Consider the following 26814-nt stretch of genomic DNA (forward strand, 5'->3'; position numbering starts at 1 on the left):
TCACATCATTCGACGGTGACCGACTTCGCGAGGTTGCGCGGCTGGTCCACGTCCAGCCCCTTCGCGGTCGCCAGCTCGCAGGAGAAGATCTGCAGCGGGATGACCGTCAGCAGCGGGGCGAACAGCGCCCGCGTGCGGGGGTAGCGGATGACCTCGTCGGCGTACGGCAGGACCGCCTCGTCGCCCTCCTCCGCGATCACCAGGGTGCGGGCGCCCCGGGCCCTGACCTCCTGGATGTTCGAGACGACCTTCGAGTGCAGCGAGTCGCGCCCGCCCGGCGAGGGGACGATGACGAACACCGGCTGGCCCTCGTCCACGAGGGCGATCGGGCCGTGCTTGAGCTCGCCCGCGGCGAAGCCCTCGGCGTGGATGTAGGCGATCTCCTTGAGCTTGAGCGCGCCCTCCATGGCCGTGGGGTATCCCACGTGCCGGCCGAGGAACAGGACGCTGGTGGCGTCCTTCATCTCCAGCGCGAGGCGCTCGACCTGATCGGAGTTGTCGAGCACCTCCTGGATCTTCTCGGGGATGGCGGAGAGGTCCTCCATCTGCTGGGCGATCTCGTCGGGGTAGAGGTTCCCGCGCACCTGCGCGAGGAACAGCCCCAGCAGGAAGCAGGCGGCGATCTGGCCGAGGTACGCCTTGGTGGAGGCGACCGCGATCTCCGGGCCGACGTGCAGGTACAGCGCGGCGTCGGCCTCGCGCGGGATGGTCGAGCCGCGGGTGTTGCAGATCGCGACGACCTTCGCGCCCTGCTCCTGGGCGTGGCGCACGGCCATCAGGGTGTCCATGGTCTCGCCGGACTGCGAGATCGCCACGACCAGCGTCTTCTCGGTGACGACGGGGTCGCGGTAGCGGAACTCGTGGGCGAGCTCGACCTCGACGGGGATGCGGCACCAGTGCTCGATGGCGTACTTCACCACGGCGCCGGCGTTCGCGGCGGTGCCGCAGGCGACCACGACGATCTTGTCGATCGTGCGCAGCACGGCCTCGTCGATCTTCATCTCGTCCAGCTGCAGCTTGCCGTCCTCGATGCGGCCGCGCAGCGTATCGGCCACGGCCGATGCCTGCTCGTGGATCTCCTTGGCCATGAAGGAGGCGTAGCCGCCCTTCTGCGCGCCCTGGGCGTCCCACTCGATGGTGTAGCGCTTGGCGTCGGTGACCGGGGTCCCCTCGAAGTCGATGATGTCCACGCTGTCGGCGGTGACCGTGACGACCTGGTCCTGGCCCACTTCGAGCGCCTCCTTGGTGGCGTCGACGAAGGCGGCGACGTCCGAGCCCAGGAAGTTCTCCCCCTCGCCCAGGCCCACCACGAGCGGCGAGTTGCGGCGGGCGGCGACGACGGTGCCCGGCGCGGTGCGGTGCACGGCCAGCAGGGTGAAGGCACCCTCGAGGCGACCGGCGGTGCGGCGCATGGCCTCGGTGAGGTCGCCGGCGGTCTCCATCTCGCGGGCGACCAGGTGGGCGGCGACCTCGGAGTCAGTCTCGGACAGGAAGGGGTAGCCATCGGCCTCGAGCTCGGCGCGCAGCGCGGCGAAGTTCTCGATGATGCCGTTGTGGACGAGGGCCAGCTCCTGCTCGCGGCCGCCCAGATGGGGGTGGGCGTTGCCGTCGGTGGGGGCGCCGTGGGTCGCCCACCGGGTGTGGCCGATGGCCACCGCGGAGGGAGTCTCGCGCCGACTCTCGAGGGCCTCGCGGAGGTTGGCGAGCTTGCCGGCGCGCTTGTCGACGCGCACCTGGTCGCCGTCCAGCACGGCGACGCCCGCGGAGTCGTAGCCGCGGTACTCGAGTCGGGCGAGGCCCTGGAGGGCCACGTCGACGGGACGGGGGGACGGGGCGCCGCTGACGGGGCCTGCATATCCGACGATTCCACACATGGTGCTCACCGTAGCGGCGCGGACCCGGATTCCCATGCCTCTCCCGCCACGCGGTGAGAGGTCCTGCTCACTCTTGCCGGGGTCGCTGCGCGCCGCTGGCGGAGCTGTGCGCGGACCTGTCACAAACGCTCAGGGGCGCTCGGGGGCGGGCCCCGCGGCGACCGGCCGCAGCGGCGTGCCGCGACCCTTCCCCGAACCTGCAAGAATGTCGCCCCATGAAGCCTGCTTCGTCATCGGGGACGCCCTCTCCCTTCGACGAGATCCCCCGAGCCGACTGGGCCGGGCTGTCGGACCGCACCCCGCTGCCGCTGTCCGCCGCCGATGTCGATCATCTGCGCGGCCTCGGCGACCGGATCGACCTGCACGAGGTCGACGCCGTCTACCGCCCGATCTCCCGCCTGCTGAACATCCACGTCGCCGCCGCCCAGAACCTGCGCCGCTCCCGCAGCGCGTTCCTCTCCCAGAGCCAGGAGCGCACCCCGTACATCATCGGCGTGGCCGGGTCGGTCGCCGTCGGCAAGTCGACCACGGCCCGCCTGCTGCGGGAGCTGATGGCGCGCTGGCCCGACACCCCGCGCGTGCAGCTGGTGACGACCGACGGCTTCCTCCACCCCAACGCCGTGCTCGAGGAGCGCGGCATCATGCACCGCAAGGGCTTCCCCGAGAGCTTCGACCGGCGCGCCCTGCTGCGCTTCGTCGCCGATGTGAAGGCCGGCATGGAGCGGGTCGAGGCCCCCGTGTACTCCCACCTCGTCTACGACATCGTCCGCGACGAGCGCGTGGTCGTGGAGCGGCCGGACGTGCTGATCCTCGAGGGCCTCAACGTGCTGCAGCCCGCGCGCCCGCGCCTGGACGGACGGCTGGGCCTGGCGGTCTCGGACTACTTCGACTTCTCGGTCTACGTCGACGCCAAGCCAGAGGACGTGCGCCGCTGGTACATCGAGCGCTTCCTGCAGCTGCGCGAGACGGCCTTCACCGACCCGCGCTCCTACTTCCGCCGCTACGCCGAGCTCACCGACGAGCAGGCCCGCGCCACGGCGCAGCGCATCTGGCGCACCATCAACGGCCCCAACCTCGTCGAGAACGTCCTGCCGACCCGCGGCCGCGCCGACCTCGTCCTGCGCAAGGCCCCCGACCACCGCGTCCACAGCGTCCTCCTGCGCAAGGTCTGAGCCGGGCCCTCCTTCTGTCCCCCTCCCCCTTTCTCCTTCCCGACGCCCCGAGCCCGGCCCCGTCCCCTCCCCCTCCCGCGCGCCCCGAGCCCGCCCCAGTCCCCTCCCCCTTTCTCCTTCCCGACGCCCCGAGCCCGGCCCCGTCCCCTCCCCCTTCCCGACGCCCCGAGCCCGGCCCCGCATCCTCTCCCCGCCGGCTCGAGCCGCTCCAGATCCTCCTCCTGGGCGGCTGCCCCCGTACCTCGCCATCGAGCGGATTGACTCCGTCGCATCCCGACGAGGTAGCGACGGATTCACTCCGACCGTTCCCGTAGCGACGGATTCACTCCGATCGTTGTCGCCACGACGGACCTCCTCCGATCGTTCTCGTCGCGACCGACTTCCTCCGATCGGTGTCGCCACGACCGCTTCGCTCCGATCGGAGTCGCCGATCAGACGACTCGTCGATCGTTCCCGGTTGCGAGGCCTCCCCTGTCGATCGTTCCCCCCGAACGCGCCCCGAGTCCCCCGGTCGAGCGGGTCGGCTGCTGGTGTGGATATCGCTGTGACCTGCCCGGTGTGGATGACTTCAGGCCGGTCCGGCACGGGGATGGCACGGTCGTCCCATGCCGCGGCGTCCGAAGCCCCTCCCTCCTGGTCTCCGTCCGGGCGCCTTCACCGTCGCGCAGGCTGCCCGGCTCGGAGCGGGGCCCGAGCGCCTCCGGCGGGCCGATGCGGAGCGCATCGGCTACGGGGTCTATCGCCTCCGCGGCGCGACTACGACGGAGCTCGACCTCGCCGCCGCGCTGCTGGACGATCTGCCGGGCGCCGTCCTCTCCGGCCGCAGCGCGGCGCGGGCGCGGGGCTTCCCTCTGCCCCAGGACCTGCAGGGCTGGTCCGTGGGCGATCCGATCGAGGTGACCATCCCGCCCTGGTGCTCCCCGACGCACCGTGCCGACATCGTGACCCGTCGCGCCGAGATCCCGGAGGCGCATCGGCGGCGATTCCAGGGCGTCCCGATCACCTCGTGCGAGCGCACGTGGCTGGACCTGGCGGCCGATCTGGACCTGCCGGACCTGGTGAGCATCGGCGATCATCTGGTGCGCGTCCCCCGACCCGAGCTCGAAGGGCGGATCGAGCCCTTCAGCACCCCGGACCTCCTCGCCGCCGTCGTCGAGGACGGCGCCGGCCGGCCCGGCGTCCGTTCCGCCCGCGCTGCGCTCGGCCTCGTCCGCATCGGCGCCGACTCACCGCGGGAGACCGAGCTGCGCCTGGCCCTCGGCGAGGCGGGCGTCCCGGAGCCGCTGCTGAACGTGCCGATCGTCGGCCCCGGCGGCCGCCTGCTGCACGAGCCGGACCTCCAGTGGCCGCGGTTCCGCGTCGCCGCGGAGTACGAGGGCGAGCACCATCGCACCCCGGAGCAGATCGCCCGGGACATCGACCGTGCGGAGACCATCCGACGGATCGAGTGGCGCGAGGTCCGCATCGTCGCCCCGCACATGTCCCGGGGCGCCGACGAGGCCGTGCATCGGATCGTCGACGCCCTGGTCGACGGGGGCTGGCACGGACGCCCGTGACCTCGGCCCCAGGGCGCCCGCCGCGGCTGCGCCGGCGCGGTCGAGGTTTCCCCCTGGGCCGCGCTCAGCCTCTTGGGTGCATCTCGGAACGGATGGGAAGGAGTGACGCCCCAGGGCCACGAACGATCGGAGTGATTCCGTCGCTACGCGAACGACCGGAATGAAACCGTCGCTACCTCGTCAGGATGCGACGACTTCAGTCCGCTCGATGCACGGGGCAAGCGACGGGCCGGCGCCGCGGGTGCAGTGGACCCCCGCGACGTCGGCCCATGGAGCATCGGCGCGCCACCGCGGGGGCAGAGGGCCCCTGCGGCGCCGGCCCGTGGAGGATCGGCGCGCCAACCCGGGTGCAGAGAACCCCGCGACGCCGGCCCGTGGAGCATCGGCGCGGCATCGCGAGGGCAGAGAGCCCCCGATGCCCGCCCGTCGGCGGGCGATCGGCCATCGGCCGTGTCAGAGGGCGAGGCGCTCCTCGACGACGGCGGCGAGCCGGTCGGCGATGCGCTGGGCCTGCTCGGCGGTGCCGGCCTCGACCATCACGCGCACCACGGGCTCGGTGCCGGAGGGGCGCAGGAGCACGCGGCCGGACTCGCCGAGCTCGGCCTCCGCGGCCTCGACGGCGTCCCGGACTCCGTGGTCCACGCCGGCACGGGCCTTGTCGACGCCTTTGACGTTGATCATGACCTGCGGGAGGCGCTCGACGACGCTCGCGAGCTCCTGCAGGGTGCTGCCGGTGTCGATCATGCGCTGGAGGAGGTGGAGGGCCGTCAGCTCGCCGTCGCCGGTGGTGGCGTGACGGCTCATGACCACGTGCCCGGACTGCTCGCCGCCCAGCGGGTGGTCGCCGCGGTTCATCTCCTCGAGGACGTACCGGTCGCCCACGGCGGTCTGGATGAGGGCGATCCCGGCGTTGCGCATCGCGATCTTCAGGCCCAGGTTCGACATGACGGTCGCGACGAGGGTGCGGTCGGGCAGCTCGCCGCGGGCGTCGAGGGCGAGGGCGAGGATGCCCATGATCTGGTCTCCGTCCACGACGTTGCCCTCGTGGTCCACGGCCAGGCAACGGTCGGCGTCGCCGTCGAAGGCGACGCCGCAGTCCGCGCCCAGGCGCACGACGGCCTCGGCGAGGCCCTCGAGGTGGGTGGAGCCGCAGCCCTCGTTGATCTGGCGCCCGTCGGTGCGGTCGCCGATCACGTGCACGGTGGCGCCGGCGGCGCGCAGGGCGGCGGGGCCGGTGAGGTAGGCGGCGCCGTTGGCACAGTCGGCGACGACGGTCAGGCCGTCCAGCGGCCGCTCGAGGGTGCCGGTGAGGTGGCCGACGTACTGGTCCACGGCGTGGGGGTACTGCGTGATGGTGCCGACCCGGTCCCCCTGGGGGCGGTCCCACTGCTCGTGCATGCGCGCCTCGATGGCGTCCTCGACCTCGTCGGGGAGCTTGCTGCCGCCGCGGGCGAAGAACTTGATGCCGTTGTCGGGGGCGGGGTTGTGGGAGGCGGAGATCATCACGCCGAGATCCGCGCCGGTGGACTGGACCAGGTAGGCCAGGCCCGGGGTGGGCAGCACGCCCGCGTCCTCGACGTCGATCCCGGCGGAGGCGAGGCCTGCGCTCACGGCGGCGGAGAGGAAGTCGCCCGAGGGGCGGGTGTCGCGGGCGACGATCGCGCGGGCGCGCGGGCCGTCGAAGGCGCCGAAGGAGCCCAGGACGTGGGCCGCGGCCACGGACAGCTCGACGGCCAGCTCCGCGGTGATGTCGTCGTTGGCCCTGCCGCGCACACCGTCGGTGCCGAAGAGTCGTGCCATGGGTCGTTGCCTCCAGTGGATCCTGGGGCGCGCTGCGTCCTGCCTGCCCTCCGCCGGAGGGTCCCCGGCGCAGCGCGTCCCTGTGCTCGTGCGTGCCGCGGCGGGAGACCGGGGGCCTCCCGCGCAGCGGCGTATCGACATGAGCGTAGCGTCCCGGGGCCGGAGCGCCCGTGCACGGCACGGGGCAGGCGGCGCACCGCACACGCGGCAGCCGTCTCAGCCCTGCGCGCTGACCCAGTCGTAGGGCAGGAACTTCCCGTCGATGGTCAGGACGACGCGGTCCCCGCCGGGGTGCTCGGCGCGCCGCAGGTCGATGCTGCAGTTGATGGCGCTCATGATCCCGTCGCCGAACTCCTCGTGGATGAGGGCCTTCAGCGCGGGACCGTACACCTGGATCAGCTCCTGGAACCGGTAGATCGTCGGGTCGCCCGCCGCGGCGGGATCGGCGGTGCGGGTGGGCTGGCGGGTGAGGGCGTCCACCAGCTCCGGGTCCAGGCAGAGGGCCTCGCGGAGCATCTCCGCCTCGGCCGCGGGCACCGGGTGCGATCCGAGCACGGCCGATGCGGTCCACACCGGCGGGCGGCCGATGCGCCCGGCGAGGTCCTCCCAGCTGATCCCGGCCTTCCGGCGGATCTCGTCGATCTGCTCCCCTGCCTCGCGCTTGCCGATCATGTCGCTCCTCCGGCTCTCGGGACGCATCGGCGGGGGCCGATGCGGGACGGGCGTGCGTCCCGGCCCATCCCAGCAGGGCGCACGAGGGCCGACTGTGGCGTCCGGGGGTCGGGCCGTCCGGTCACGATCGGGTCTCGCGCCGGCGGCCGCGCCGTACCGGGGCGCCGACGGGCCGCGCCGTGCCGGAGCGCCGGCGGGCCGCGCCGTGCCGGAGCGCCGCCGTCCGGGCGCTCCGCCGCCTCCGCGCTCCGCCGCCTGCGCGCTCCGCCGCCTGCGGGCCCCCGCCGCGCACGGGAACGGTCCCCGAACGCGCCGGACCCCGGCACCACGAGGGTGCCGGGGTCCGGGGCGTGCGCGGGATCGAGGGTGTCGATCAGCGCTTCGAGTACTGCGGGGCCTTGCGGGCCTTCTTGAGGCCGGCCTTCTTGCGCTCGATGACGCGGGGATCGCGGGTGAGGAAGCCGGCCTTCTTGAGGGTCGGACGGTTGTTGTCCTCGTCGATCTGGTTCAGCGCGCGCGCGACGCCGAGGCGCAGCGCACCGGCCTGCCCCGAGGGGCCGCCGCCGTGGATGCGGGCGATGACGTCGAAGCGGCCCTGGAGGTCGAGCACGCGGAACGGCTCGTTGACCTCCTGCTGGTGCACCTTGTTCGGGAAGTAGTTCTCGAGGGCGCGGCCGTTGATGGTCCACTGGCCGGAGCCGGGCACGAGGCGGACGCGGGCGACGGCCTCCTTGCGACGGCCGGTCCCGTAGCCGGGGGCGGTCACGGACTGGCCGCGGCCGACAGCGGCCTCCTCGGTGGACTCGGTGGTGAAGCTGGAGGGAGCCGACTCGTCGGTGATCTCCTCGAGGGCCTCAGGGGCGGTGGTCTCAGTCACGGGTCTCCTTGAATGTTCCGTGTGGCAGGGCGCGGGCGGGGGGCCCCGCTTACTGCGCCACCTGATCGATGGTGAACGGGACGGGCTGCTGCGCCGTGTGAGGGTGCTCCGCGCCGCGGTACACCTTCAGCTTCTTGATCTGCTGGGCAGCCAGGGAGTTCTTGGGGAGCATGCCACGGATGGCCTTCTCGACCGCGCGCTCGGGCTTGGTCTCGAGCAGCTCCGAGTAGGGGATGCCGCGCAGGCCGCCCGGGTAGCCGGAGTGGCGGTAGGCCAGCTTGGTCTCGCGCTTGTTGCCGGTCAGGGCAACCTTGTCAGCGTTGATGATGATGACGTAGTCGCCTGCATCCACGTGGGGTGCGAAGACCGGCTTGTGCTTTCCCCGCAGCAGCTGAGCAGCCTGGGAAGCGAGCCGGCCGAGGACGACATCCGTTGCGTCGATGACGTACCAGGAACGCTCGACATCGCCGGGCTTCGGGGTGAACGTACGCACTCGTGCCTTCTTCTCTCGTCGTGGTGCCCCGGGCGGTCGCCCGGCGGCACGTTTCGATGGACCGTGGACACGCTTCCTTTGGCATAAAGCATGACCGAGACGTCGCGCCCGCCACCGGCCCTGCGTACCTGGAGGGACGGCCGAGGATGCGAGTGAGGACCTCGTGTCGCGCCGGGTGTGAGGTCCCGGCTGCGGATGAGAGGTGCGCATCGAGGCACGACGACACCCCAGCTTAGGGGCAGCCGTTCGGGACGGTCAATCGAGGAGGGGGCCTGCGGGGTGGGTCTTCGCTCACATCCGCCGTGTCCGCATCGGCCGGGACCGCGCCGGCCGCGCCCCGTCGGCCGCGCTCCCGTCGACCATGCCCGCATCGGCGCGCTCCCGTCGACCGTGCCCGCATCGGCGCGCTCCCCTCGCCCGCAGCCCGACCGGGCCTGCGCGGCTCAGCCGCGGAAGACCCGCGAACGCTCGGACTGCGCGGCGAGCTCGGCGTCCGGCGGGTACGCGACGTGCTCGAGGGTGAGCCCCTGCGGCGGGGACATCGGCGCGGCGCCCACCCCGTCGCGCCCGCCGGAGTCGCGGGTCGCCGCCGCCAGCACCCGGGCGGGCCAGGAGATCTCCCGCCGCCCCTCCCCCACCTGGAGCATCGCCCCGACCAGCGAGCGGACCATGTGATGACAGAAGGCATCGGCCTCGACCGTGGCGACCACGAGGCCGGCATCGGCCCGCCCCGACGCCGGGCGGATCCAGCTGAGCTCCCGCAGGGTCCGCACGGTGCTCGCCCCCTCGCGCGGGCGGCAGAAGGAGAGGAAGTCGTGCTCGCCGTGGAGGGCGGCGCTGGCGGCGGCCATCGCGTCCACATCCAGCTCCCGCCGATGCCGCAGCACGTCGCGGCGCAGCGGATCGTGCCCGCGCGGCGAGTCGGAGATGCGGTAGCGGTAGCGGCGCCACAGCGCCCCGAACCGGGCATCGAACGCCGCTGGGACCGGGCGCGCCTCGTGGACGACGAGATCCGCCGGCAGCACGCCGCCGAGGCGGGTGACGAGCGCCTGGGCGGGGCTGCGGTCGGACCGGCCGGGCAGCGCCGCGAGCGACTCGGGCGGCAGGTCCAGGTGGACCACCTGGCCGCGGGCGTGGACCCCGGCGTCGGTGCGGCCGGCGACGGTGACGCTCACGGGCACCCGCGCCACCCGCGCGAGGGCCTCCTCGAGGACGCCCTGCACGGTGCGCTGGCCGGGCTGCGTCGCCCAGCCGTGGAAGTCGGTGCCGTCGTAGGAGAGATCCAGGCGCAGACGCCGCGGCGCGGCGGCCGCGCCGGGGCGGGGCTCGGGGCGGACCTCGGGATGGGGCATGGCCCGGGACTGTACCGGGCCGGCATGGAGGCCGACCGGCCTCCCCCCGCTGACCAGGGGTTTCGTCCGCCATGTGGACCATGCGGACGGGACGGTCCGATACGCGCACGAATCGGTACAGTGGGCCCGGTGAAGATCCTCGTCATCGGTTCGGGCGGCCGCGAGCACGCCATCGTGCGCCGGCTCGCCCGCGACACCCCTGCTCCTGACCTGCACGCCGCCCCCGGCAATCCCGGCATCGCCGAGCTCGCCGCCTGCCACGACGTCGCCCTCGGCGACCTCGAGGGCCTGGCCGCCCTCGCCGACGAGCTGCGGCCCGACCTCGTCGTCGTCGGCCCGGAGGCCCCGCTCGTCGCGGGCCTGGCCGACCTCCTGCGCGAGCACGGCCACACCGTCTTCGGCCCCAGCGCCGAGGCCGCCCGCCTGGAGGGATCCAAAACCTTCGCCAAGGAGGTCATGGTCGCCGCCGGCGTGCCGACCGCGCGCAGCGTGAGCGTCCAGGACGCCGCCGAGCTCGCCGCGGGCCTCGAGCGCGTCAACCCGCTGGGCGACGTCCCCTTCGTCGTCAAGGCCGACGGCCTCGCCGCGGGAAAGGGCGTCGTGGTCACCGAGGATCGCGCCGAGGCGCTCGCCCACGGCGAGTCCGTCATCGCCGCCGGCGGCAGCGTGGTCCTCGAGGAGTACCTCGACGGCCCCGAGGTCTCCCTGTTCGTGGTCTGCGACGGGCAGCGCGTGGTCCCGCTGGCCCCGGCCCAGGACTTCAAGCGCGCCCTGGACGGCGACGCGGGCCCCAACACCGGCGGGATGGGCGCGTACTCGCCGCTGCCGTGGGCGCCGCCGCGCCTGGTCGAGGACGTGGTGCGCACCGTCGCCCAGCCCACCGTCGACGAGATGGCCCGCCGGGGCACGCCCTTCGTCGGCATCCTCTACTGCGGCCTCGCCCTCACCGCGCGGGGTCTGCGCGTGGTCGAGTTCAACGCCCGCTTCGGCGATCCGGAGACCCAGGTCGTCCTGGAGCGCCTGTCCACCCCGCTGGCCCCGCTGCTGCTGGCCGCCGCCCGCGGCGACCTCTCCGCGCAGGAGGCGCCGCAGTGGTCCGAGGAGTCCGCGGTGACCGTGGTCATCGCGGCCATGGGCTACCCGGCCGCCCCGCGCACCGGCGATCCCATCGGCGGCCTGGACGCCGTCGCCGAGCTCGGCGCCAGCGCGATCCACGCCGGCACCGCCCGGGACGCGGCGGGCACGCTGGTCAGCGCCGGCGGCCGTGTGCTGTCCGTCGTCGCCACCGGCGCGGATCTCGCCTCCGCCCGTGACCTCGCCGGACGGGCGGCCGATGCGGTCGACCTCGCCGGCGCCCACCATCGCACCGATATCGCCCTCGCGGCGGCCGAGGGGACCCTCCACGCATGACCACCGACACCGCCCGCACCGCGCTCGTGGATGCCCCGCAGCTGCCCGGCTGGGACCTCGCCGTCTCCGGCAAGGTCCGCGAGCTGTACGTTCCCGCGGGAACCCCGGTCCAGGAGGCGCAGGAGGTGCTGGTGGTCGCCACCGACCGCATCAGCGCCTACGACTTCTCCCTGCAGCCCGGCATCCCCGACAAGGGCCGGGTGCTCACCGCCATCAGCATGTTCTGGTTCGAGCAGCTCGGGGACCTGGTGCCCCACCACGTCATCTCGGACACCGACGTGCCCGAGCAGGTCGCCGGCCGCGCCATGCGCTGCACCGGCCTGGACATGGTGCCGCTGGAGTGCGTGGCCCGCGGCTATCTCACGGGATCGGGCCTGAAGGACTACCGCGCCGGCGGCGCGGTGGGCGGCCACGTCCTGTCCCCGGGTCTGACCGAGTCCTCGCGCCTGCCGGAGCCGATCTTCACCCCGGCGACCAAGGCCGAGCAGGGCGATCACGACGAGAACATCACCGTGGCCGAGGCCCGCTCCCGCCTGGGCGACGAGCTCGTGGCGGAGCTCGAGGAGCTCACGCTGGCGATCTACCGGCGCGCCCAGGACGTGGCCGCCAAGCAGGGCCTGATCATCGCGGACACCAAGCTCGAGTTCGGGCACGACCGCAGCAGCGGCGCCCTGACCCTCGGCGACGAGGTCCTCACCCCGGACTCCTCGCGGTTCTGGTTCGCCGACCGCTACCGCGAGGGCGTCGTCCAGCAGAGCCTGGACAAGCAGTTCGTGCGCGACTGGCTGACCTCGGCCGCCTCCGGCTGGGACCGCGGCGGCGCCGGCGCCCCGCCGGTGCTGCCCGAGGAGATCGTCGCCGCCACCCGCGACCGCTACATCGAGGCCTTCGAGCGGCTCACCGGTCGCCGCTTCGCCTGACCGCCGACGGGCCGGGGCCGGCCGCTCAGCCGACCTCGACCTGTCGCGTCTCGTCCCAGTCGCGCACCTCGGTGCCCTCGGGGGCGAGCGCCGTCGCCTGGCGGATGTAGATCGCCCGGCCCGCGGCGCTGGCCACGGCGTCGTGCACCGGCAGCGCCAGGCGCGGGGCGACCTCGCGGAGGAAGTCGATGGTCTCGCGCATCTTCGACCACGGCGCGACCAGCGCGAAGGCGAGCACGTCGATGCCCCGCAGCTCCGGCAGCGGCTCGAGGCTGTCCCCGGTCACGCCCAGGCGCGGCTCGCCGGGCCCGGTGAGCACCAGGCCGATGTTGCCGACGCGCGGGATGTCCGGGTGGATCACGGCGTGGTCGCCGCCGATGGCCGACAGCGTGGTCTGGCCGATGGCGAGCTCCTGACCGGCGGCCAGCGAGATGACCTCGGTGCCCGCCTGCCGGGCGGCGGCCAGCTCCTCGGCCCCTTCGAGGTTCTGCGCGGTCTGCGGCTCGGCGATCACGGGGATGCCCGGGTTCGCCGCGAGCACCCGGGCCAGCAGCCCCGGGTCCACGTGATCGGGGTGCTGGTGCGTGATGGCGACGGCGTCCACCCCGGTGGCCTCGCCGGCCGACGGGTCGCTGAAGCCGCCCGGATCGATGAGGAGGGTGCTCCCTGCCGCCTGCACCAGCAGGCACGAATGGCCGAGATGTCGGATCTTCATGGCGTGCTCCTCGATTCCTCCGCGGTCTGGTCCTCCGCGGTCCTCGTCCTGCGCGGTCCCGTGCCCCGCAGCTGTGGTCCTCCGCGACCCCGTCCCCTGCGGTCCGGGCGTGCCGCGGTCCGGCTGTTCCGCGCTCCGGGGTCGCCGCCCCGGACCGATGCGGGCGCACGTCCCCCGCGCTCTGCCTTGCACCGTAGCCCAGTCGTGACCTTCGTGGGGAGCGCACGGCCCGTCGATCCCGGCCGATGCTCCCTGCCGCGTCCGCCGGGACCGCCGGACGCCGACGGGAGCACCGGACGCCGACGGGAGCACCGGACGCCGACGGGCGCGCCGCCGTCCGGACGTCGCCGCGAGCAGTGCCGGCCACCGCCTAGAATGACGGAGCCGCACCTACGAAATCGGCCGAGGCACCCCTGTGCCCTCAGCCCGTCCCCCAGGGAGAATCCATGCCGCGCGTCGTCGTGCACGTGATGCCGAAGCCAGAGATCCTCGACCCCCAGGGCAAGGCCGTCGCCGGCGCCCTGCCCCGCCTCGGCTTCGAGGGCATCGCCTCGGTGCGCCAGGGCAAGCGTTTCGAGCTCGAGGTCGAGGGCGCCGTGACCGACGAGGTCCTCGCCACCATCCGCGAGGCCGCCGCCACCCTCCTGTCCAACCCCGTGATCGAGGACGTCGTCCAGGTCGAGGTCGAGGGCGAGGCGGCGCACTGATGCGCATCGGCGTGGTCACCTTCCCCGGGACGCTCGACGACCGGGATGCGCTGCGCGCCGTGCGGATCGCCGGCGCCGAGGCCGTGCCGCTGTGGCACGGGGATGACGACCTCCAGGAGGTCGACGCCGTGGTCCTGCCCGGCGGGTTCTCCTACGGCGACTACCTGCGCGCGGGAGCGATCAGCCGCTTCGCGCCGGTGATGGAGAAGGTCGTCGACGCCGCCAAGGGCGGCATCCCGGTGCTGGGCATCTGCAACGGCTTCCAGATCCTGTGCGAGACGCATCTGCTGCCGGGCTCGATGATCAAGAACGCGCACCGCTCCTTCATCTGCCGCGACCAGCCGCTGCGGGTCGAGAACAACCGCACCGCCTGGACCACGGCGTACGAGAAGGACCAGGTCATCCGCATCCCCCTGAAGAACCAGGACGGCCAGTTCGTGGCCGATGCGAAGACCCTGGACGAGCTCGAGGGCGAGGGCCGCGTGGTCTTCCGCTACACCGAGGGCGCGACCCACGGTCCGGTCGGCTTCGAGGAGAACCCCAACGGCTCCTGGAACGGCATCGCCGGCATCACCAACGAGTACGGCAACGTGGTCGGCCTCATGCCGCATCCCGAGCATGCCGTGGAGTCCGGCTTCGGCCCCGACGAGCCGGGCCGCGGCACCCGCACCGGCACCGACGGCCTGGGATTCTTCACCTCGGTCCTCACCGCGCTCACCGCCTGAGGCCCTCGACGACTGAGGTCCCCGACGCCGGCTACGACCCGGTCCCGCGACCCGGTCCCACGACCGAGTCCTCCGGTCCGGAACGCCACCGCCGGAATCTCAGGGTCCTGACGCCGACCCGCGCTCGTGTCGGAATCGAGCGGAGTGATGTCGTCGCAACGCCATCGAGCGGAGTGAACCCGTCGCTTCCTGTCCGGGAAGCGACGGGTTCACTCCGCTCGTTCTCGATGCGACGTCTTTACTCCGCTCGTTGCTCCACCCGTGCGCAGTCCCCCGTGCTCGTGGCGCAGCGAGTCCTCCACCTTCCCGTGGCGACGCGGGATGAGAGATCTCCCGACACGGCTGCCGTGCCCCGCTCCGGGACGGCCGACGGAAACGGCCTACGAGCCGGTCCCGGTCGACAGGTCACCCGGATCTGGCTTGCCCGACGGGAACAGCTGGACCGACCCCGCCCGACGAAATAGCCCCGGTCAGGCGCGGGTGGCGACGAGGACCGTGAATCGGCGGTCCCGGGATGCCTGCTGGACCCGGCCCACGCGTCGCTCGAGCTCGGGGCGGTAGCGCAGGTGGGAGTTGTGGACCATCCAGAGCTGGCCGCCGCGGCGCAGCACGCGGGCGGCGGCGTCGAGGAGCTCCTGGACGAGCGTGGCGTCCACCGCGGTGCCGTCGTGGAAGGGCGGGTTGAGCACGAGGAGGTCCGCGCTGGCCGGCTCCTCCTGGGAGAGGGCGTCGTCCCAGCGCACGCTCACGCCGTCCCGGGCGAGGCCGGCCGCGGCGAGGGTGAGCCGGGCCGAGGCGACCGCATCGGCGTCGTCATCGCTGGAGAGCACCTGCGCGTCGGGGAGGGCCGCGGCGAGATAGGCGGTCATCAGCCCGTTGCCGCCGCCGAGGTCGATCGCCCGCTCGACGCCCTCGAGCGAGGCGATGCCGGCGTCGAGGGTCTCCAGCAGCAGCACGCTTCCGGCATCGGCCGAGGCCGATCCGAACACGCCGCCGACGCCGCGCAGCGGGATCTCCCGCTGCTGGCCGCGCACGCGCAGCCGGGCGGCGCCGCGCGCGGGCTCGAGCAGGCGCGTGCCCGGGCGGGGCCCGCAGGCCGCCAGCGCCCGGGACTTGCCGATCCCGCGGGAGGCCGCGACCTCCGCGAAGGTCCTGGCGAGGGTCTCGTTCTGCGAGCGGGACATGTGCTTGACGCGCCCGCCGGCGACCAGCTCGAGCTCGGCGCCGGTGGCGAGGGCGTGGACGGCGAGCTCGCGGGCCCGGGCATCGAGCTCGCGCAGGGCCTTGGGCAGGCGCATCAAGGCGAGGAGGTCGCCGCCAGCGGAGGTCGCCGCGCCGCCATCCGGTGAGGTCGTCGCGTCCGCAGCCGCGTCCGCCGCCGCGGCCGGAGCGCCCGCAGCGGGGACAGATGCGCCAGACGTCGCAGCCGCGAGGTGGTCGACGAGCGGGGTCGGCTCGCCATCGACCGCAGGGAGGATCAGCGACCCCGCGGCGATCTGGGCGGAGAAGCGCTCGCGCAGCGCTGCGGTGAGGCGGCGGGAGGCGCTCCAGCCGAGGACGCGGGCGCCGGGCCGGGCCGCGGCGGCGTCGAGGGCCCGGGCGGTGAGCTCGCCCGAGGCGTCCTCGAGGACGATCAGGTCGCGGCCGGCGCCGCCCTCCGGCTCCGCGAGGGCGTGCTCGAGGATCACGCGATCGCTCTGGTGCAGGGTGGTCTCGGCGGGCTCGGGGGTGCTCATCCCGGGAGTCTATGAGGTCGGCGGGACCATCGGGCCACCACCAGGTGCAGGGCGAGCGTGGCCGTGAGCAGGGTCGCGGCGATCCACGGCAGGTGGACGGCCTCCATGCCCAGGGCGAGGCCCAGGCCCCCGGCTCCGCCGCCGAGGGCGACGCCCAGGGAGATCGCGCTCGCGTTCAGCGCCATCACGACGCTCGCTGAGGCCGGGGCCATCGCGGCCAGGCGCGCCTGCTGCGGGACCGCGTGGGCGCCGTTGCCGATCCCGGCGAGGAGGAACCATGCCAGGGTCGCCGCGGCCATCGCCCCCGCGCCGAGCACCGAGAAGGCGGTGCCGGCGAGGACGGCATCGGCCAGCAGGACGAGGAGGATCGCGGTGAGCACCCGCACCGGGTCGAAGCGGTCCACCAGGCGGCCGCTGACGGCGTTGCCGAGCATGCTGGCCAGCCCGTAGCCGAGCATGATGAGGATGATCGCCCCGGCCTGCGGGTGGACCGGTCCGAGGATCAGCACCGCATAGGTGAAGCAGGTGTAGCTGGCGCAGAGCACGCCGGTGGAGACCAGCAGTCCGGCGACCAGGCGTGGTCGCAGGAGCGGCTGCAGGCGTTCGCGCAGGCGGGTCGGCGGGTAGCGCAGGGCCGGCAGCCGCGCGGCGATCCCGATGAGGGCGAGGGTGCCGACGGCCGCGACCATGAGCAGGGGGACGCGCCAGCTGCTCTGGCCCAGCAGCAGGCCGACGGGCACGCCGAGCGCGGTGGCGGTCATCCAGCCGCCGAGGACGAAGGACAGGGCGCGGCCCCGGGAGCGCTCGGGGACGAGGTGGACGACGTAGCCGGTGACGGCCGCTCCGAGGATGCAGGCGCCGAGGGCCGCGATGATCCGGCCGCCGAGGGCGACCGCGTAGGTCGGGGCGAGGGCGCTGACGACGTTGCCGGCGATGAAGGCCGCGAGGGCCGCCATGATGGTGGCGCGCTGCTCGCGGCCGCTCGTGAGGGCGCCGAGCAGCGGGCCGGCGAGCGCGGCGGTGAGCGCGAAGGCGGTCACCAGCTGCCCGGCGACGGCCTCGCTCACGGAGAGGTCCCGGGCGATGTCCGGGAGCAGGCCCGCCAGCACGTACCCGTCGATGCCGGTGCTGAAGGTGGCCACGGCCAGCCAGATCAGGGCGTGGTACGGGAGCCGGGCGGGCTCGCCGACCGCGAGGTGCGCCGGCGCGTCCCGGCCGGCGTCGGAGCGCGATGCGCTCCCGGGAGGCGGGCCGGCGGAGGGAGGCTCTGCACGGGGTGTCCGATGAGACATCCGATGACTCTACCGGCGCTCGGGTGCTGCGGCGAGGCCTCCGCGGCGCCGGAGCGCCGCGTCGGCAGGGCGCGCAGACCCTCGGGCGATCCGTACCATCGGAGCATGACGATCCCCCTCCTCGTGGACTGCGACACCGGCATCGACGACGCCCTGGCCCTGACCTACCTCGCCTGCCGCGAGGACGTCGAGCTCGCGGGGATCGTCTCGACCGCGGGCAACGTCGACGTGGACGCCGTGACCCGCAACAACCTGATCCTGGCCGAGATGCTGCGCATCCCGGCCCCGGTCGCGCGCGGCAGCGCCGCTCCCCTGGTGGCGGAGCTGATGACGGCCGATGACACCCACGGCCCGCAGGGCCTCGGGCACGCGGTGACGGCGGATCCGAGCCGCCGGGAGGATCCGCGCAGCGGTGCCCGGCTGTGGGTGGACGCCGCCCGCGAGCATCCCGGGGAGCTGGTCGGGCTCGTGCTGGGCCCGCACACCAATCTGGCCCTGGCCCTCGAGATCGAGCCGGAGCTGCCGCGGCTGCTGCGCCGCCTGCACATCATGGGAGGGGCGATCAACCACCGCGGCAACACGGCCCCGACCACCGAGTGGAACGTGGCGGTGGATCCCGATGCGGCCCAGCGCACCCTCGCGGCCTTCTCCGCCGCCGAGCGGCCGCCCGTGCTCGCGCCGCTGGATGCGACGGAGTCCGTCGAGTTCCACCAGGACACCCTCGATGCCCTGGCCGGCACCGCCGACCATCCGGTGATCCCGCTGCTGCTGGAGGCGTTCCGGTGGTACTTCGAGTTCCATCGGGCCGACGGCTTCGGCTGGATGGCCCATGTGCACGACCCGCTGGTGGCGGCCCATGCCCTGGAGCCGCAGCTGGCCCGCACGGTGCCTCTCGCCGTCGACGTGGAGCTGGCCGGCACGCTCACGCGCGGCCAGACCGTCGGCGACCGTCTGGGCCGATGGGGCCGGCCCCCGAACGTGGCCCTGATGGAGGATCCCGACGCCCCTGCGGTGATCGCCCATCTGCTCGAGACCCTGCGGGAGGGCCTGCCGCGCCTGCGGTGACCGCGGCCCGAGGCGCCCCGAGGCACCGCCCGAGGCAGCCTGCTGCGGGGCGCCGCGGCTTACGCTGCGGGCTCTCAGCCGGCGGCGACGATCTCCTCGAGGATGCGCACGCCCTCCCCCAGCCCGTCCTCGGCGCGCAGGCGCTGCCCGACCTCGTCGGCGCGCCGGGCGTAGGCGGGCGTGCCGACCAGCTCGCCGAGGCGGGCGGCCAGGTCCTGTCCCAGGCGGCGCGGCGGCAGCGGCCGCGGGGACACGCCGAGCTCGCGCAGGCGCGCGCCCCAGAACGGCTGGTCGCCGAGGAACGGCACGATGAGGGTGGGCCGGCCGGCGCGCAGGCCGGCGGCGGTGGAGCCGGCGCCGCCGTGATGGACGACGGCGGCGCAGCGCGGGAACAGCGCACCGTGCGGGGCGCCCTCGACGACGAGCACGTCCTCGCGGTCCGAGGCGCCGGGGGTCATGCCGCCCCAGCCGGTGGCCACGATGCCGCGCAGCCCCGTCGCGGCGAGGGCCCCGAGGACGGCGTCGCGCCGCTCCTGGGCTCCCTTGCCGAAGCCCATGGACCCGAACCCGATGTAGACCGGCGCCTCCCCGGCGGCGAGGAACTCCTCGACCTCGGGGGCGAGGGCCTCCTCCTGCTCGGGCAGGAACCAGTAGCCGGGCACGTGCGCCGTGCTCGGATAGTCCGGCGGGACGGGCAGGACGTGCCGGCTGTAGGGATACAGCACGTGCCCGGCGGAGCCGTCGGGGGTGCGCAGGGGGTCCTCCAGCCGCCCCACGCGGCCCGGCAGGCCGATCCGGGCGCGGAACGCCGAGAGCATCGGCGCGTACAGCGCGTTCCCGGCGCGGCCCATCGCGTAGCTGGCGCGGTTGCCGCGAGCCCCCAGGTCCGCTCCGCCGAAGAAGGGCACCGGGTACGCCGAGGTGGGGGTGTAGAACGGCAGCGGCAGGGTGAGCACCGCGGGGATGCCGAGCTTCTCGGCGATGTGGGGGCCGCCGAGGCATTTGGCGTGGTGGACGACGACATCGACGCCGCCGTCCTCGGCCTGCTGCTGCAGCGCGGCCTGCCAGGTCTCCTCGAGGTGCTCGCGCATGGCGCTCTTCATCGCGCGGAAGCTCCGGAGCCCGTCGGCCGCCCCGGACATCTGCGGCATGACGTCGCGGATCATGCGCAGCATCTCGTCACCGGCGGGGCGGACGGTGACGCGGCCCGCCGGGCCGGCCCCGCCGCCGCCTCGCCCCGCAGCGGGGACGAGGTCGGCGAGGGCGGAGGGGACGGCGAGGGTGACCTGGTGGCCGGCATCGGCGAGGGCCGCGGCGAAGGCGGCGTAGGGCTGGACGTCGCCGCGGGTCCCGAAGCTCGTGAGGAGGATGCGCATGCCGCGACCTTCTCACCTCAGCGCGGTGACGTCCACGGTGAAGCAGCGTCGCGCCGGACGGTCGCCCGTCGCGGGGCGCCAGCCGATGCCGCGCGTGCTGCCGGCCTCCCGGTCCTCCTCGTAGCGCACCAGGACGGTCCCGGGCAGGGTGACGGGGGCGCCGAACTCGACGTCCCACCGCAGCGGCCGGGTCAGGTCGGCGCGGGACTCGGTGAAGGCCCGCGAGGCGGTGTACATCCCGTGGGCGATCGCGCGGGGGAAGCCGAACGCCCGGGCGCTGAGCGCGGACATGTGGATGGGGTTGGCGTCCCCGGAGACCTCGGCGTAGCGCCGTCCCGTGTCCGCGCCCAGGCGCCATCGGCCCGTGGGGATCGGGGCGGTGAAGGGGGCGCGCTCCCCCGGCTCCTCCCCGGGGCCCGCGGCGGGCGAGGTCCCGGAGGGGCGCGCCGCTCCCGGTCCGGCGGCGGCCGATGCCGCATCGCCGCCGGGCGTCCCGGACCGTCGGCCCTTGGCGAGATAGGTGGACACGTCGGTCGCGATGATCTCCCCGCCGGAGCTGATGGTGGAGACGGCCTCGAAGGTGCTGCCGCGACGATGGGGGCGCAGGCCGCGGGTGCGGCATTCGACGTCGACCAGCTCCCCCACCCGCACGGGGCGGTGCTGGAGCATCTGGTTGGCGGTGTGCACCAGCCCCAGCAGGGGGAAAGGGAAGTCCCCGCGCGCCATCAGCGCCAGGGAGACGGGGAAGGCGAGCACGTGCAGCACCCCGGGATGGACCAGCTCGGTGGCCGGGCCGCCCATGAGGTGGTCGAAGGCGGCGGCGCGCTGCGCGTCGATCCGCACGGAGGAGACGCCGAGGGCCGTGCCGGGCAGCTCGGTGCTGCGACGCATGCCGGGGCGGGGCCGCAGCGCCGCGGCGTAGATGGCGGGGAAGGACGGCACCTCACGCAGCATGCGGGCCCGCTCCGGGCCCGGCGCGGCGGAGGTCCGGCGGCGGTTCAGCTCGACCACGCCGTCACCGTCCCACCATGTGCTGGCCGCACACGCGCAGCGTCTGCCCGCGCACGCCGCCGGCCGGGCCGGAGGCGAGGAAGGCGACGGCCTCGGCCACGTCGACGGGCAGCCCGCCCTGCTGGAGGGAGCTGATGCGCCGGGCGACCTCGCGCTGCAGCGGCGGGATCTTCCGGGTCATCTCGGTCTCGATGAAGCCGGGGGCGACGGCGTTGGCGGTGCCGCCGCGCTCCTCGAGCTGCCCGGCGAGCGCCTCGACGAAGGCCATCACCCCGGCCTTGGAGGCGGCGTAGTTGGACTGCCCGCGGTTGCCGGCGATGCCGCTGGTGGAGGCCAGGGACACCACGCGCAGCTCGTCCCCGAGCACCGGGGCCGCCGCGGACCGACCCGCCGCGGAGGCATCGGCCGCCGCAGGGGCATCGGCCGACCCGGAGGCCTCGGCGGCCGGGGCATCGGCGGCCAGCAGGTCGCGCATGAGGCTGATCTGGCTGGCGATGTTCACCGCGATCACCGGGTCCCAGCGGTCCGGCGCCATGTTCGCGAACATGCGGTCGCGGGTGATGCCCGCGTTGAGCACCACGATGTCCAGGCGGAGGCCGCGCTCGCGCAGGAAGGCGGCCAGGCGGTCCCCGGCATCGGCCGCGGTGACGTCCAGCTGCACGGGCACGCCGCGCAGCTCGTTGGCCAGGCGCGCGAGCTCGGTGCCCGCCGCGGTCACGTCCAGCAGCACCACCCGGGCGCCGTCGGCGGCGAGGGTGCGGGCGATCGCCGCGCCGATGCCGCGGGCGGCGCCGGTGACCAGGGCCGTGCGCCCGGCCAGCGGCGCCTCCCAGCTCTCCGGGAGCGCGGCGCCGGCGGCGTCGATCCGCAGCAGCTGGCCGTCGACGAAGGCGCTGCGCGCCGAGAGGAGGAAGCGCAGGGCTCCGGTCACCGACGGGGCGTCCAGCGCGACGCCGTCGGCGACCAGCAGGCCGTTGGCGGTGGATCCCCGGCGCATCTCGTGCCCCAGGCTGCGCACGAACCCCTCGACCCCGCCGCGGGCCGCGTCCCGGGCCGGGTCCTGGCCCGCGGCGGGGCGGGAGACGGTCACCACCCGGGCTCCGGCGGCCAGGCCGCGCATGGCCTCGGCCAGGGGCAGCACGAGGGGGCCGATGTCCTCGGGGCGCTCGATCGCGTCCAGCACGATCACGACGCTGCCGGGGTGCTCGGTCTCGGCGAAGCGGCGGCGGACATCGGCGCCCCAGCCGAGCAGGGTGCCGGTGATCTGCTCGGCCCCCTCCCCGGAGCCCAGCACGACGACGGGGTCGAGCACGGGCTGGGGCCGCTCCGCGCGGCGCGGGAGGTGCGGCGGGCGGGGCAGGCCGGTACGGGCGGCGAGGGCGCGCCCGGGGGCGGTGCGGACCAGACGGGTATAGGCGTCGACCACGGTCGTTCTCCTGTTCGGGTGGGGGCTCAGGCGGGGTCGGCTTCGAGCAGGGCGACGGTCCCCTGGCCGGCGGCCGCGCAGATCGAGACGAGGCCGCGCTGGCTGCGCCCGGTCTCGCGGGCGCGCTGGTGCAGCAGCTTGGCGAGGGTGGCGACGATGCGCCCGCCGGTGGCGGCGAAGGGGTGCCCCGCCGCGAGGGAGGAGCCGGTGACGTTCAGCCGCGAGCGGTCGATCGATCCCAGCGGCGCCGTGCGGCCCAGGCGGTCGCGGCAGAAGTCCTCGGACTCCCAGGCGGCGAGGGTCGAGAGCACGGTCGCGGCGAAGGCCTCGTGGATCTCGTACAGGTCGATGTCGGCGAGCGCGAGGCCGTGGGCGTCCAGCAGCTCCGGCACGGCGTACGCCGGGGCCATCAGCAGGCCCTCCTCGCCGTGGGCGAAGTCCACGGCGGCGCTGCGGGCGTCGACCACCCGCGCCAGGGGCGTCAGGCCGCGGGCCGCGGCCCAGTCCCGGCTGCCGAGCAGCACGGCGGAGGCCCCGTCGGTCAGCGGCGTCGAGTTGCCGGCGGTCATGGTCGGCTCGGCGACGGCCGGGCTGCCCAGGCCGAACACGGGCTTGAGCGAGGCCAGCTTCTCCAGGCTCGAGTCGGGGCGCAGGTTCGTGTCCCGGCCGATGCCCCGGTACCCGGTGACGAGGTCGTCGAGGAAGCCGGAGTCGTAGGCGGCGGCCAGGGCGCGGTGCGAGGCGAGGGCCAGCTCGTCCTGCGCCTGGCGGCTGATGCCCCACTGCGCGGTGGTGACGGCCTGGTGCTCGCCCATGGACAGGCCCGTGCGCGGCTCGGAGTTGCGCGGCGGCACGGGCGCCAGGTCCCCGGGGCGCGCGCCCGCGAGCACGGAGAGGCGCTGCGGGAGGCTGCGTGCGGCGTTCAGGCGGTGCAGGAGGCGGCGCAGGCGCGGGGTGACCTCGATCGGCGAGTCCGAGGCGGAGTCCACGCCGCAGGCGATCGCCGAGTCGATCTGCCCCAGGCGGATCCGGTTGCTCACGTGCATGACCGTCTCCAGCCCCGTCGCGCAGGCCTTGGACAGGTCCAGGGTCGGGGTGCGCGGGTCCAGCGGCGTGCCCAGCGCGCTCTCGCGGGTGAGGTTGAGGTCCCCGGCGAGCTTGAGGACGGCGCCGCCGGCGACCTCGCCCAGCATCTCGCCCTGCAGGCCGAAGCGGGCGACGAGGCCGTCGAGGGCAGCGGTCAGCAGGTCCTGGTTGGACACGCCCGCGTAGGCGCCGCCCGCGCGGGCGAAGGGGATGCGGTTCCCGCCGAGGACGTAGGCATCGCGCACCTCGGGGGTGCGCCGCAGGTCCAGGGCGCTGCGGCCCTCGTCGGGGCCGATGCCGCCGGCGGGCTCCGCCGGGCGGCCGGGGGATGCGGGACGGGAGGGCTCGCCCGGCCCGGCGGGCTCGGCGGGGGCGCCGAGGGGCTCGATGGGATCGGCGGAGGAGCTGGCGGGGCTGGTCACGGAACGGGACACCTCTTCGGATCGGACGGCGGATCGGCACCGGCACGTCTGCTGCCGCACCGGATCGGGCGTGACAGAGACTACCTGGAACCGACGGTACTTGATACCCTTGGTCCCGTGAAACCTTCTCCGCCCTCCGGGTCCTCCGCGCCGTCCGCCTCGACGGCGTCCTCCGCGGCGCCCGCGGATCCCCCTCCCGGCATCGCGCCCGGGGATCCCGCCGCGCCGCGCGACGAGGGGCCCGGGCCGCTGGACGGCCTCGCCGCCCCCGGCGAGGGCGCCTCCCCCGCCGCCCCCGCGGTCGACGGCCGCTCTGCCCGCTGGGCGGCGCACCGCGAGACGCGCCGGGCCGAGATGCTGCGCGTGGCCCGCAAGCTCATCCACGCCCAGGGCCCCGACGTCACCATGGAGGACATCGCCGTCGCCTCGGGGACGTCGAAGTCCATCGTCTACCGGTACTTCACCGACAAGGCGCAGCTGCAGCGGGCGATCGGCATGCACATCCTCTCCGACATGCACCGCCAGCTGGTCGAGGGCATCGCCCGCCTCGAGCAGGAGGCCGGCGGCGCCGTCGACGCGGAGGCCCGGATCCGCGTGATGATCTCCGCCTACGTCTCCACGGCGGAGAGCTCCCCGAACGTCTACCGCTTCGTCACCCGGCCCAGCGACGGCCTGAACCACTTCCTGTCCTCCACCGCGCGCCTGGTCGCGGCGGCGGTCCCCGATAGCTCCCCCTCCCCCGAGGTGTGGGCGGCGGGAGCGGTCGGCTTCGTGCGCGGAGCCGTGGACCGCTGGATGACCGACCGGACCTCCGGCCCGGCCGGCGGCACCATCACCGACGACCAGCTCATCGATCACCTCGTCACCTGGCTCATGAAGGGAATGCGACATTGACGTCCACGACCACCTCCACCGCATCCGACCCCCGCGGCATCCCGCGCGGCACCGCTGACCCCACCGGCCCGATCCCCGTCCCCGCGGCCGGCGCGCCGCGCCTGGACGTCGACGCGGTCGCCGAGGCCCTGCTCGGCGACTGGGCCGAGCTGCGCCGGGCGGCGCGCGAGCGGGCCCGCAGCAGCGCCCTGCATCGGCCGCTGGACGCGACCGTGGCCGAGCACCGCGCCCGCGTCTTCGAGCAGCTGCAGACCCTGGCCGACGCCCGGGTCTCCCTGCCCATGCTGCCCGAGTCCCTGGGCGGGCCCAACGACAACGGCGGCAACGTGGCCTCCTTCGAGGAGCTGGTCCTCGCCGACCCGTCCCTGCAGATCAAGGCCGGGGTGCAGTGGGGCCTGTTCACCTCGGCGATCCTGCAGCTGGGCACCGAGGAGCACCACCGGGCGTGGATCCCGGACGCGATGAGCCTCGCGCTGCCCGGCGCCTTCGCGATGACGGAGATCGGGCACGGCTCGGACGTCCAGTCCCTGGCCACCACGGCGACCTTCGACGAGGCGACCGAGGAATGGGTGATCCACACGCCCTTCCGCGCCGCCTGGAAGGACTACCTGGGCAACGCGGCGATCCACGCGCGCGCCGCCACGGTGTTCGCGCGCCTGATCACCCGCGGCGTGGACCACGGCGTGCACTGCTTCTTCGTGCCCGTCCGCGATGCCGACGGGGAGCTGCTCCCGGGAGTGCGCAGCGAGGACGACGGCCCCAAGGGCGGCCTGAACGGGATCGACAACGGCCGCCTGGCCTTCGACCGCGTCCGCGTGCCGCGCACGAACCTGCTCAACCGCTACGGCGACGTCGCGCCCGACGGCACCTACTCCTCGCCGATCGACTCCCCCGGGCGGCGCTTCTTCACCATGATCGGCACCCTCGTCCAGGGCCGCGTGTCCCTGGACGGCTCGGCGATCCGCGCCTCGCAGCTCGCGCTGCACATCGCGATCACCTATGCCTCCCAGCGCCGCCAGTTCACCGCCGCCTCCCCCACCGAGGAGACGGTGCTGCTGGACTACCAGTCCCACCTGGCCCGCCTGCTGCCCAAGCTCGCCGCGACCTACGCCGGCGCCTTCGCGCACGAGGAGCTGCTGCACGCCTTCGACGACGTCTTCTCCGGCCGCGGGGACACCCCCGAGGCCCGGGAGGACCTCGAGACGCTCGCCGCCGCGCTCAAGCCCACCTCCACGCGCCTGGCCCTGGACACCATCCAGGAATGCCGCGAGGCCTGCGGCGGCGCCGGCTTCATGGCGGAGAACCGCCTCGTGGGCCTGCACCAGGACCTCGACGTCTACGCCACCTTCGAGGGCGACAACACGATCCTGCTGCAGCTGGTGGCCAAGCGTCTGCTCACCGACTACCGCCAGGAGCTGCGCAGCATCGACCGGGCGGGGATCGGCCGGTTCATCGCGCAGCGCGCCGACACCCTCGCCCGGCGCCACACCCCCTGGCACCGCCTGGTGCAGACCGCCACCGACGCCGGCCGGGCCGAGCGCTCCTCCCAGAGCCTGCGCGACGCCGAGTTCCAGGAGGCCCTGCTCGCCGACCGCGCGCGCGTGAAGGTCGAGGAGGTCGCCCTGGCGCTGCGCCCGGCGGGCCGCCAGAGCCCGGCCGATGCCGCCGCGCTCGTGAACAAGCACCAGATCGAGATGCTGGACGCCGCCCGCGCCCACGCGGACCTGCTGCGCTGGCGCGCCTTCACCGCCGCGATCGAGCGCTTCGAGGACGAGGGCACGCGCGCCGTGCTCACCGACCTGCGCGACCTCTTCGGGCTCTCCCTCGTCCAGGCCGATCTCGCATGGTTCCTGCTGGACGGGATGCTCTCGGCCCAGCGCGGCCGGCAGGTCGCGGCCGAGGTGCGTCGCCTGCTGTGGCGGCTGCGACCGCACGCCCTGGACCTCGTCGCCGCCTTCGACCTGGCCCCGGAGCACGTGCGCGCCCCGATCGCCCTCGGCGGCGAGGCGCGGCGGCAGGAGGAGGCGGCCGCCTACTTCCGCGCCCAGCGGGCCAGCACCGACTCCCCGCTCAGCGAGAAGGTGCTGCGGGACGCCGCGAAGGAGGCGGCCCGCGAGGAGGCCCGCCGCGCCGCCAAGCGCTGACGCGGCGACCCGATCCGGACGCCGGGGACGGGCACGGGTCGGGGCCGAATAGACTGGCCCCGACCCAGCCCCAGCGTGAATGGACCGAG

At 74.5% G+C, this 26814-nt stretch carries 22 protein-coding genes; 9 read left to right on the forward strand and 13 right to left on the reverse strand.

Features of this window, described 5'->3' with window-relative positions; all coding sequences use genetic code 11:
- Positions 1 to 5: 5 nt before the first annotated feature.
- Complete coding sequence (gene glmS, locus ABD234_RS08210; protein ID WP_344355164.1) at positions 6 to 1874, reverse strand: glutamine--fructose-6-phosphate transaminase (isomerizing); 1869 nt, start codon at positions 1872 to 1874, stop codon at positions 6 to 8.
- A gap of 215 nt (positions 1875 to 2089) precedes the next feature.
- On the opposite strand from glmS, the gene coaA reads away from it, so the two are divergent.
- On the forward strand, positions 2090 to 3046 hold the full coding sequence (gene coaA, locus ABD234_RS08215) for a type I pantothenate kinase (protein WP_038370657.1): 957 nt from the start codon (positions 2090 to 2092) through the stop codon (positions 3044 to 3046).
- Between the two features lie 605 nt (positions 3047 to 3651).
- A complete protein-coding gene (locus ABD234_RS08220) occupies positions 3652 to 4602 on the forward strand; it encodes a hypothetical protein (RefSeq protein ID WP_344355168.1) in 951 nt (316 codons plus the stop codon).
- A gap of 453 nt (positions 4603 to 5055) precedes the next feature.
- Here the strand turns inward: ABD234_RS08220 and glmM are convergent, their stop codons facing one another.
- The 5 genes from glmM to truA all read right to left on the reverse strand — a co-directional run bounded on the left by glmM (position 5056) and on the right by truA (position 9796).
- A complete protein-coding gene (gene glmM / locus ABD234_RS08225) occupies positions 5056 to 6402 on the reverse strand; it encodes a phosphoglucosamine mutase (protein WP_038371384.1) in 1347 nt (448 codons plus the stop codon).
- Between the two features lie 216 nt (positions 6403 to 6618).
- Positions 6619 to 7074: a cyanase gene (gene cynS / locus ABD234_RS08230; RefSeq protein WP_344355173.1), complete on the reverse strand. Its 456-nt coding sequence runs from the start codon at positions 7072 to 7074 to the stop codon at positions 6619 to 6621.
- Between the two features lie 373 nt (positions 7075 to 7447).
- Positions 7448 to 7951: a 30S ribosomal protein S9 gene (rpsI, locus tag ABD234_RS08235; protein WP_038371382.1), complete on the reverse strand. Its 504-nt coding sequence runs from the start codon at positions 7949 to 7951 to the stop codon at positions 7448 to 7450.
- Positions 7952 to 8000: 49 nt separating this feature from the next.
- The gene (gene rplM / locus ABD234_RS08240) at positions 8001 to 8444 is read right to left on the reverse strand and encodes a 50S ribosomal protein L13 (RefSeq protein ID WP_038371381.1); all 444 of its coding nucleotides are present in this window, start codon (positions 8442 to 8444) and stop codon (positions 8001 to 8003) included.
- Between the two features lie 443 nt (positions 8445 to 8887).
- Positions 8888 to 9796, reverse strand: coding sequence for a tRNA pseudouridine(38-40) synthase TruA (gene truA, locus ABD234_RS08245; RefSeq protein WP_344355178.1), 909 nt, complete (start codon positions 9794 to 9796; stop codon positions 8888 to 8890).
- 129 nt (positions 9797 to 9925) lie between these two features.
- Here truA and purD point away from each other — a divergent pair, with 129 nt between their 5' ends.
- Positions 9926 to 11206, forward strand: coding sequence for a phosphoribosylamine--glycine ligase (purD, locus tag ABD234_RS08250; protein ID WP_344355181.1), 1281 nt, complete (start codon positions 9926 to 9928; stop codon positions 11204 to 11206).
- Positions 11203 to 12126, forward strand: coding sequence for a phosphoribosylaminoimidazolesuccinocarboxamide synthase (locus tag ABD234_RS08255; protein WP_344355184.1), 924 nt, complete (start codon positions 11203 to 11205; stop codon positions 12124 to 12126). Before purD ends, ABD234_RS08255 begins: the two co-directional genes overlap by 4 nt.
- Positions 12127 to 12151: 25 nt before the next feature.
- Here the strand turns inward: ABD234_RS08255 and ABD234_RS08260 are convergent, their stop codons facing one another.
- Positions 12152 to 12841 carry an MBL fold metallo-hydrolase gene (locus tag ABD234_RS08260; protein ID WP_038371377.1) on the reverse strand — a complete coding sequence of 230 codons (690 nt, stop codon included), beginning with the start codon at positions 12839 to 12841 and terminating at the stop codon, positions 12152 to 12154.
- A 446-nt stretch (positions 12842 to 13287) separates the two neighbouring features.
- On the opposite strand from ABD234_RS08260, the gene purS reads away from it, so the two are divergent.
- Together purS and purQ are read left to right on the forward strand one after the other, a co-directional pair.
- Positions 13288 to 13548: a phosphoribosylformylglycinamidine synthase subunit PurS gene (purS, locus tag ABD234_RS08265; protein WP_038371376.1), complete on the forward strand. Its 261-nt coding sequence runs from the start codon at positions 13288 to 13290 to the stop codon at positions 13546 to 13548.
- On the forward strand, positions 13548 to 14273 hold the full coding sequence (purQ, locus tag ABD234_RS08270) for a phosphoribosylformylglycinamidine synthase subunit PurQ (protein ID WP_038371375.1): 726 nt from the start codon (positions 13548 to 13550) through the stop codon (positions 14271 to 14273). Before purS ends, purQ begins: the two co-directional genes overlap by 1 nt.
- Positions 14274 to 14743: 470 nt before the next feature.
- Here purQ and ABD234_RS08275 read toward each other — a convergent pair whose 3' ends face one another.
- Entirely contained in the window at positions 14744 to 16009 is a 1266-nt protein-coding gene (locus ABD234_RS08275; protein ID WP_344355189.1) for a class I SAM-dependent methyltransferase, read from the reverse strand.
- Positions 16006 to 17301, reverse strand: coding sequence for an MFS transporter (locus tag ABD234_RS08280; protein ID WP_344355192.1), 1296 nt, complete (start codon positions 17299 to 17301; stop codon positions 16006 to 16008). The genes ABD234_RS08275 and ABD234_RS08280 overlap by 4 nt, the downstream gene beginning before the upstream one ends.
- A gap of 105 nt (positions 17302 to 17406) precedes the next feature.
- Between ABD234_RS08280 and ABD234_RS08285 the strand changes: the two genes are divergently transcribed.
- Positions 17407 to 18366, forward strand: a complete 960-nt coding sequence (locus tag ABD234_RS08285; RefSeq protein WP_038371374.1) for a nucleoside hydrolase — start codon at positions 17407 to 17409, stop codon at positions 18364 to 18366.
- 74 nt (positions 18367 to 18440) lie between these two features.
- On the opposite strand, the gene ABD234_RS08290 is transcribed toward ABD234_RS08285, so the two are convergent.
- Genes ABD234_RS08290 through ABD234_RS08305 form a run of 4 tightly spaced genes read right to left on the reverse strand, consistent with a single transcriptional unit; the run spans position 18441 to position 23561 of the window.
- On the reverse strand, positions 18441 to 19742 hold the full coding sequence (locus tag ABD234_RS08290) for a glycosyltransferase (protein WP_038371373.1): 1302 nt from the start codon (positions 19740 to 19742) through the stop codon (positions 18441 to 18443).
- A 12-nt stretch (positions 19743 to 19754) separates the two neighbouring features.
- Positions 19755 to 20753, reverse strand: a complete 999-nt coding sequence (locus ABD234_RS08295; RefSeq protein ID WP_232226220.1) for a MaoC/PaaZ C-terminal domain-containing protein — start codon at positions 20751 to 20753, stop codon at positions 19755 to 19757.
- 4 nt (positions 20754 to 20757) lie between these two features.
- Positions 20758 to 22179, reverse strand: a complete 1422-nt coding sequence (locus tag ABD234_RS08300) for an SDR family oxidoreductase (protein ID WP_344355200.1) — start codon at positions 22177 to 22179, stop codon at positions 20758 to 20760.
- 26 nt (positions 22180 to 22205) lie between these two features.
- Positions 22206 to 23561 (reverse strand): acetyl-CoA C-acetyltransferase, encoded by a 1356-nt coding sequence (locus tag ABD234_RS08305; RefSeq protein WP_425546787.1) that lies wholly within the window; start codon positions 23559 to 23561, stop codon positions 22206 to 22208.
- A gap of 243 nt (positions 23562 to 23804) precedes the next feature.
- Here ABD234_RS08305 and ABD234_RS08310 point away from each other — a divergent pair, with 243 nt between their 5' ends.
- Positions 23805 to 24581, forward strand: coding sequence for a TetR/AcrR family transcriptional regulator (locus ABD234_RS08310; protein ID WP_344355203.1), 777 nt, complete (start codon positions 23805 to 23807; stop codon positions 24579 to 24581).
- A complete protein-coding gene (locus ABD234_RS08315; protein WP_425546779.1) occupies positions 24578 to 26725 on the forward strand; it encodes an acyl-CoA dehydrogenase family protein in 2148 nt (715 codons plus the stop codon). The genes ABD234_RS08310 and ABD234_RS08315 overlap by 4 nt, the downstream gene beginning before the upstream one ends.
- Positions 26726 to 26814: the final 89 nt, after the last annotated feature.

The organism is Brachybacterium phenoliresistens (assembly GCF_039530785.1).
Classification (GTDB): domain Bacteria; phylum Actinomycetota; class Actinomycetes; order Actinomycetales; family Dermabacteraceae; genus Brachybacterium; species Brachybacterium phenoliresistens.

Excerpts from the sequence above, each read along its gene's own strand:
- glmS (WP_344355164.1), bottom strand. The coding sequence starts at position 1,874 with ATGTGTGGAATCGTCGGATATGCAGGCCCCGTCAGCGGCGCCCCGTCC.
- coaA (WP_038370657.1), top strand. The coding sequence starts at position 2,090 with ATGAAGCCTGCTTCGTCATCGGGGACGCCCTCTCCCTTCGACGAGATC.
- ABD234_RS08220 (WP_344355168.1), top strand. The coding sequence starts at position 3,652 with ATGCCGCGGCGTCCGAAGCCCCTCCCTCCTGGTCTCCGTCCGGGCGCC.
- glmM (WP_038371384.1), bottom strand. The coding sequence starts at position 6,402 with ATGGCACGACTCTTCGGCACCGACGGTGTGCGCGGCAGGGCCAACGAC.
- cynS (WP_344355173.1), bottom strand. The coding sequence starts at position 7,074 with ATGATCGGCAAGCGCGAGGCAGGGGAGCAGATCGACGAGATCCGCCGG.
- truA (WP_344355178.1), bottom strand. The coding sequence starts at position 9,796 with ATGCCCCATCCCGAGGTCCGCCCCGAGCCCCGCCCCGGCGCGGCCGCC.
- ABD234_RS08255 (WP_344355184.1), top strand. The coding sequence starts at position 11,203 with ATGACCACCGACACCGCCCGCACCGCGCTCGTGGATGCCCCGCAGCTG.
- ABD234_RS08260 (WP_038371377.1), bottom strand. The coding sequence starts at position 12,841 with ATGAAGATCCGACATCTCGGCCATTCGTGCCTGCTGGTGCAGGCGGCA.
- purS (WP_038371376.1), top strand. The coding sequence starts at position 13,288 with ATGCCGCGCGTCGTCGTGCACGTGATGCCGAAGCCAGAGATCCTCGAC.
- purQ (WP_038371375.1), top strand. The coding sequence starts at position 13,548 with ATGCGCATCGGCGTGGTCACCTTCCCCGGGACGCTCGACGACCGGGAT.
- ABD234_RS08275 (WP_344355189.1), bottom strand. The coding sequence starts at position 16,009 with ATGAGCACCCCCGAGCCCGCCGAGACCACCCTGCACCAGAGCGATCGC.
- ABD234_RS08280 (WP_344355192.1), bottom strand. The coding sequence starts at position 17,301 with ATGTCTCATCGGACACCCCGTGCAGAGCCTCCCTCCGCCGGCCCGCCT.
- ABD234_RS08285 (WP_038371374.1), top strand. The coding sequence starts at position 17,407 with ATGACGATCCCCCTCCTCGTGGACTGCGACACCGGCATCGACGACGCC.
- ABD234_RS08290 (WP_038371373.1), bottom strand. The coding sequence starts at position 19,742 with ATGCGCATCCTCCTCACGAGCTTCGGGACCCGCGGCGACGTCCAGCCC.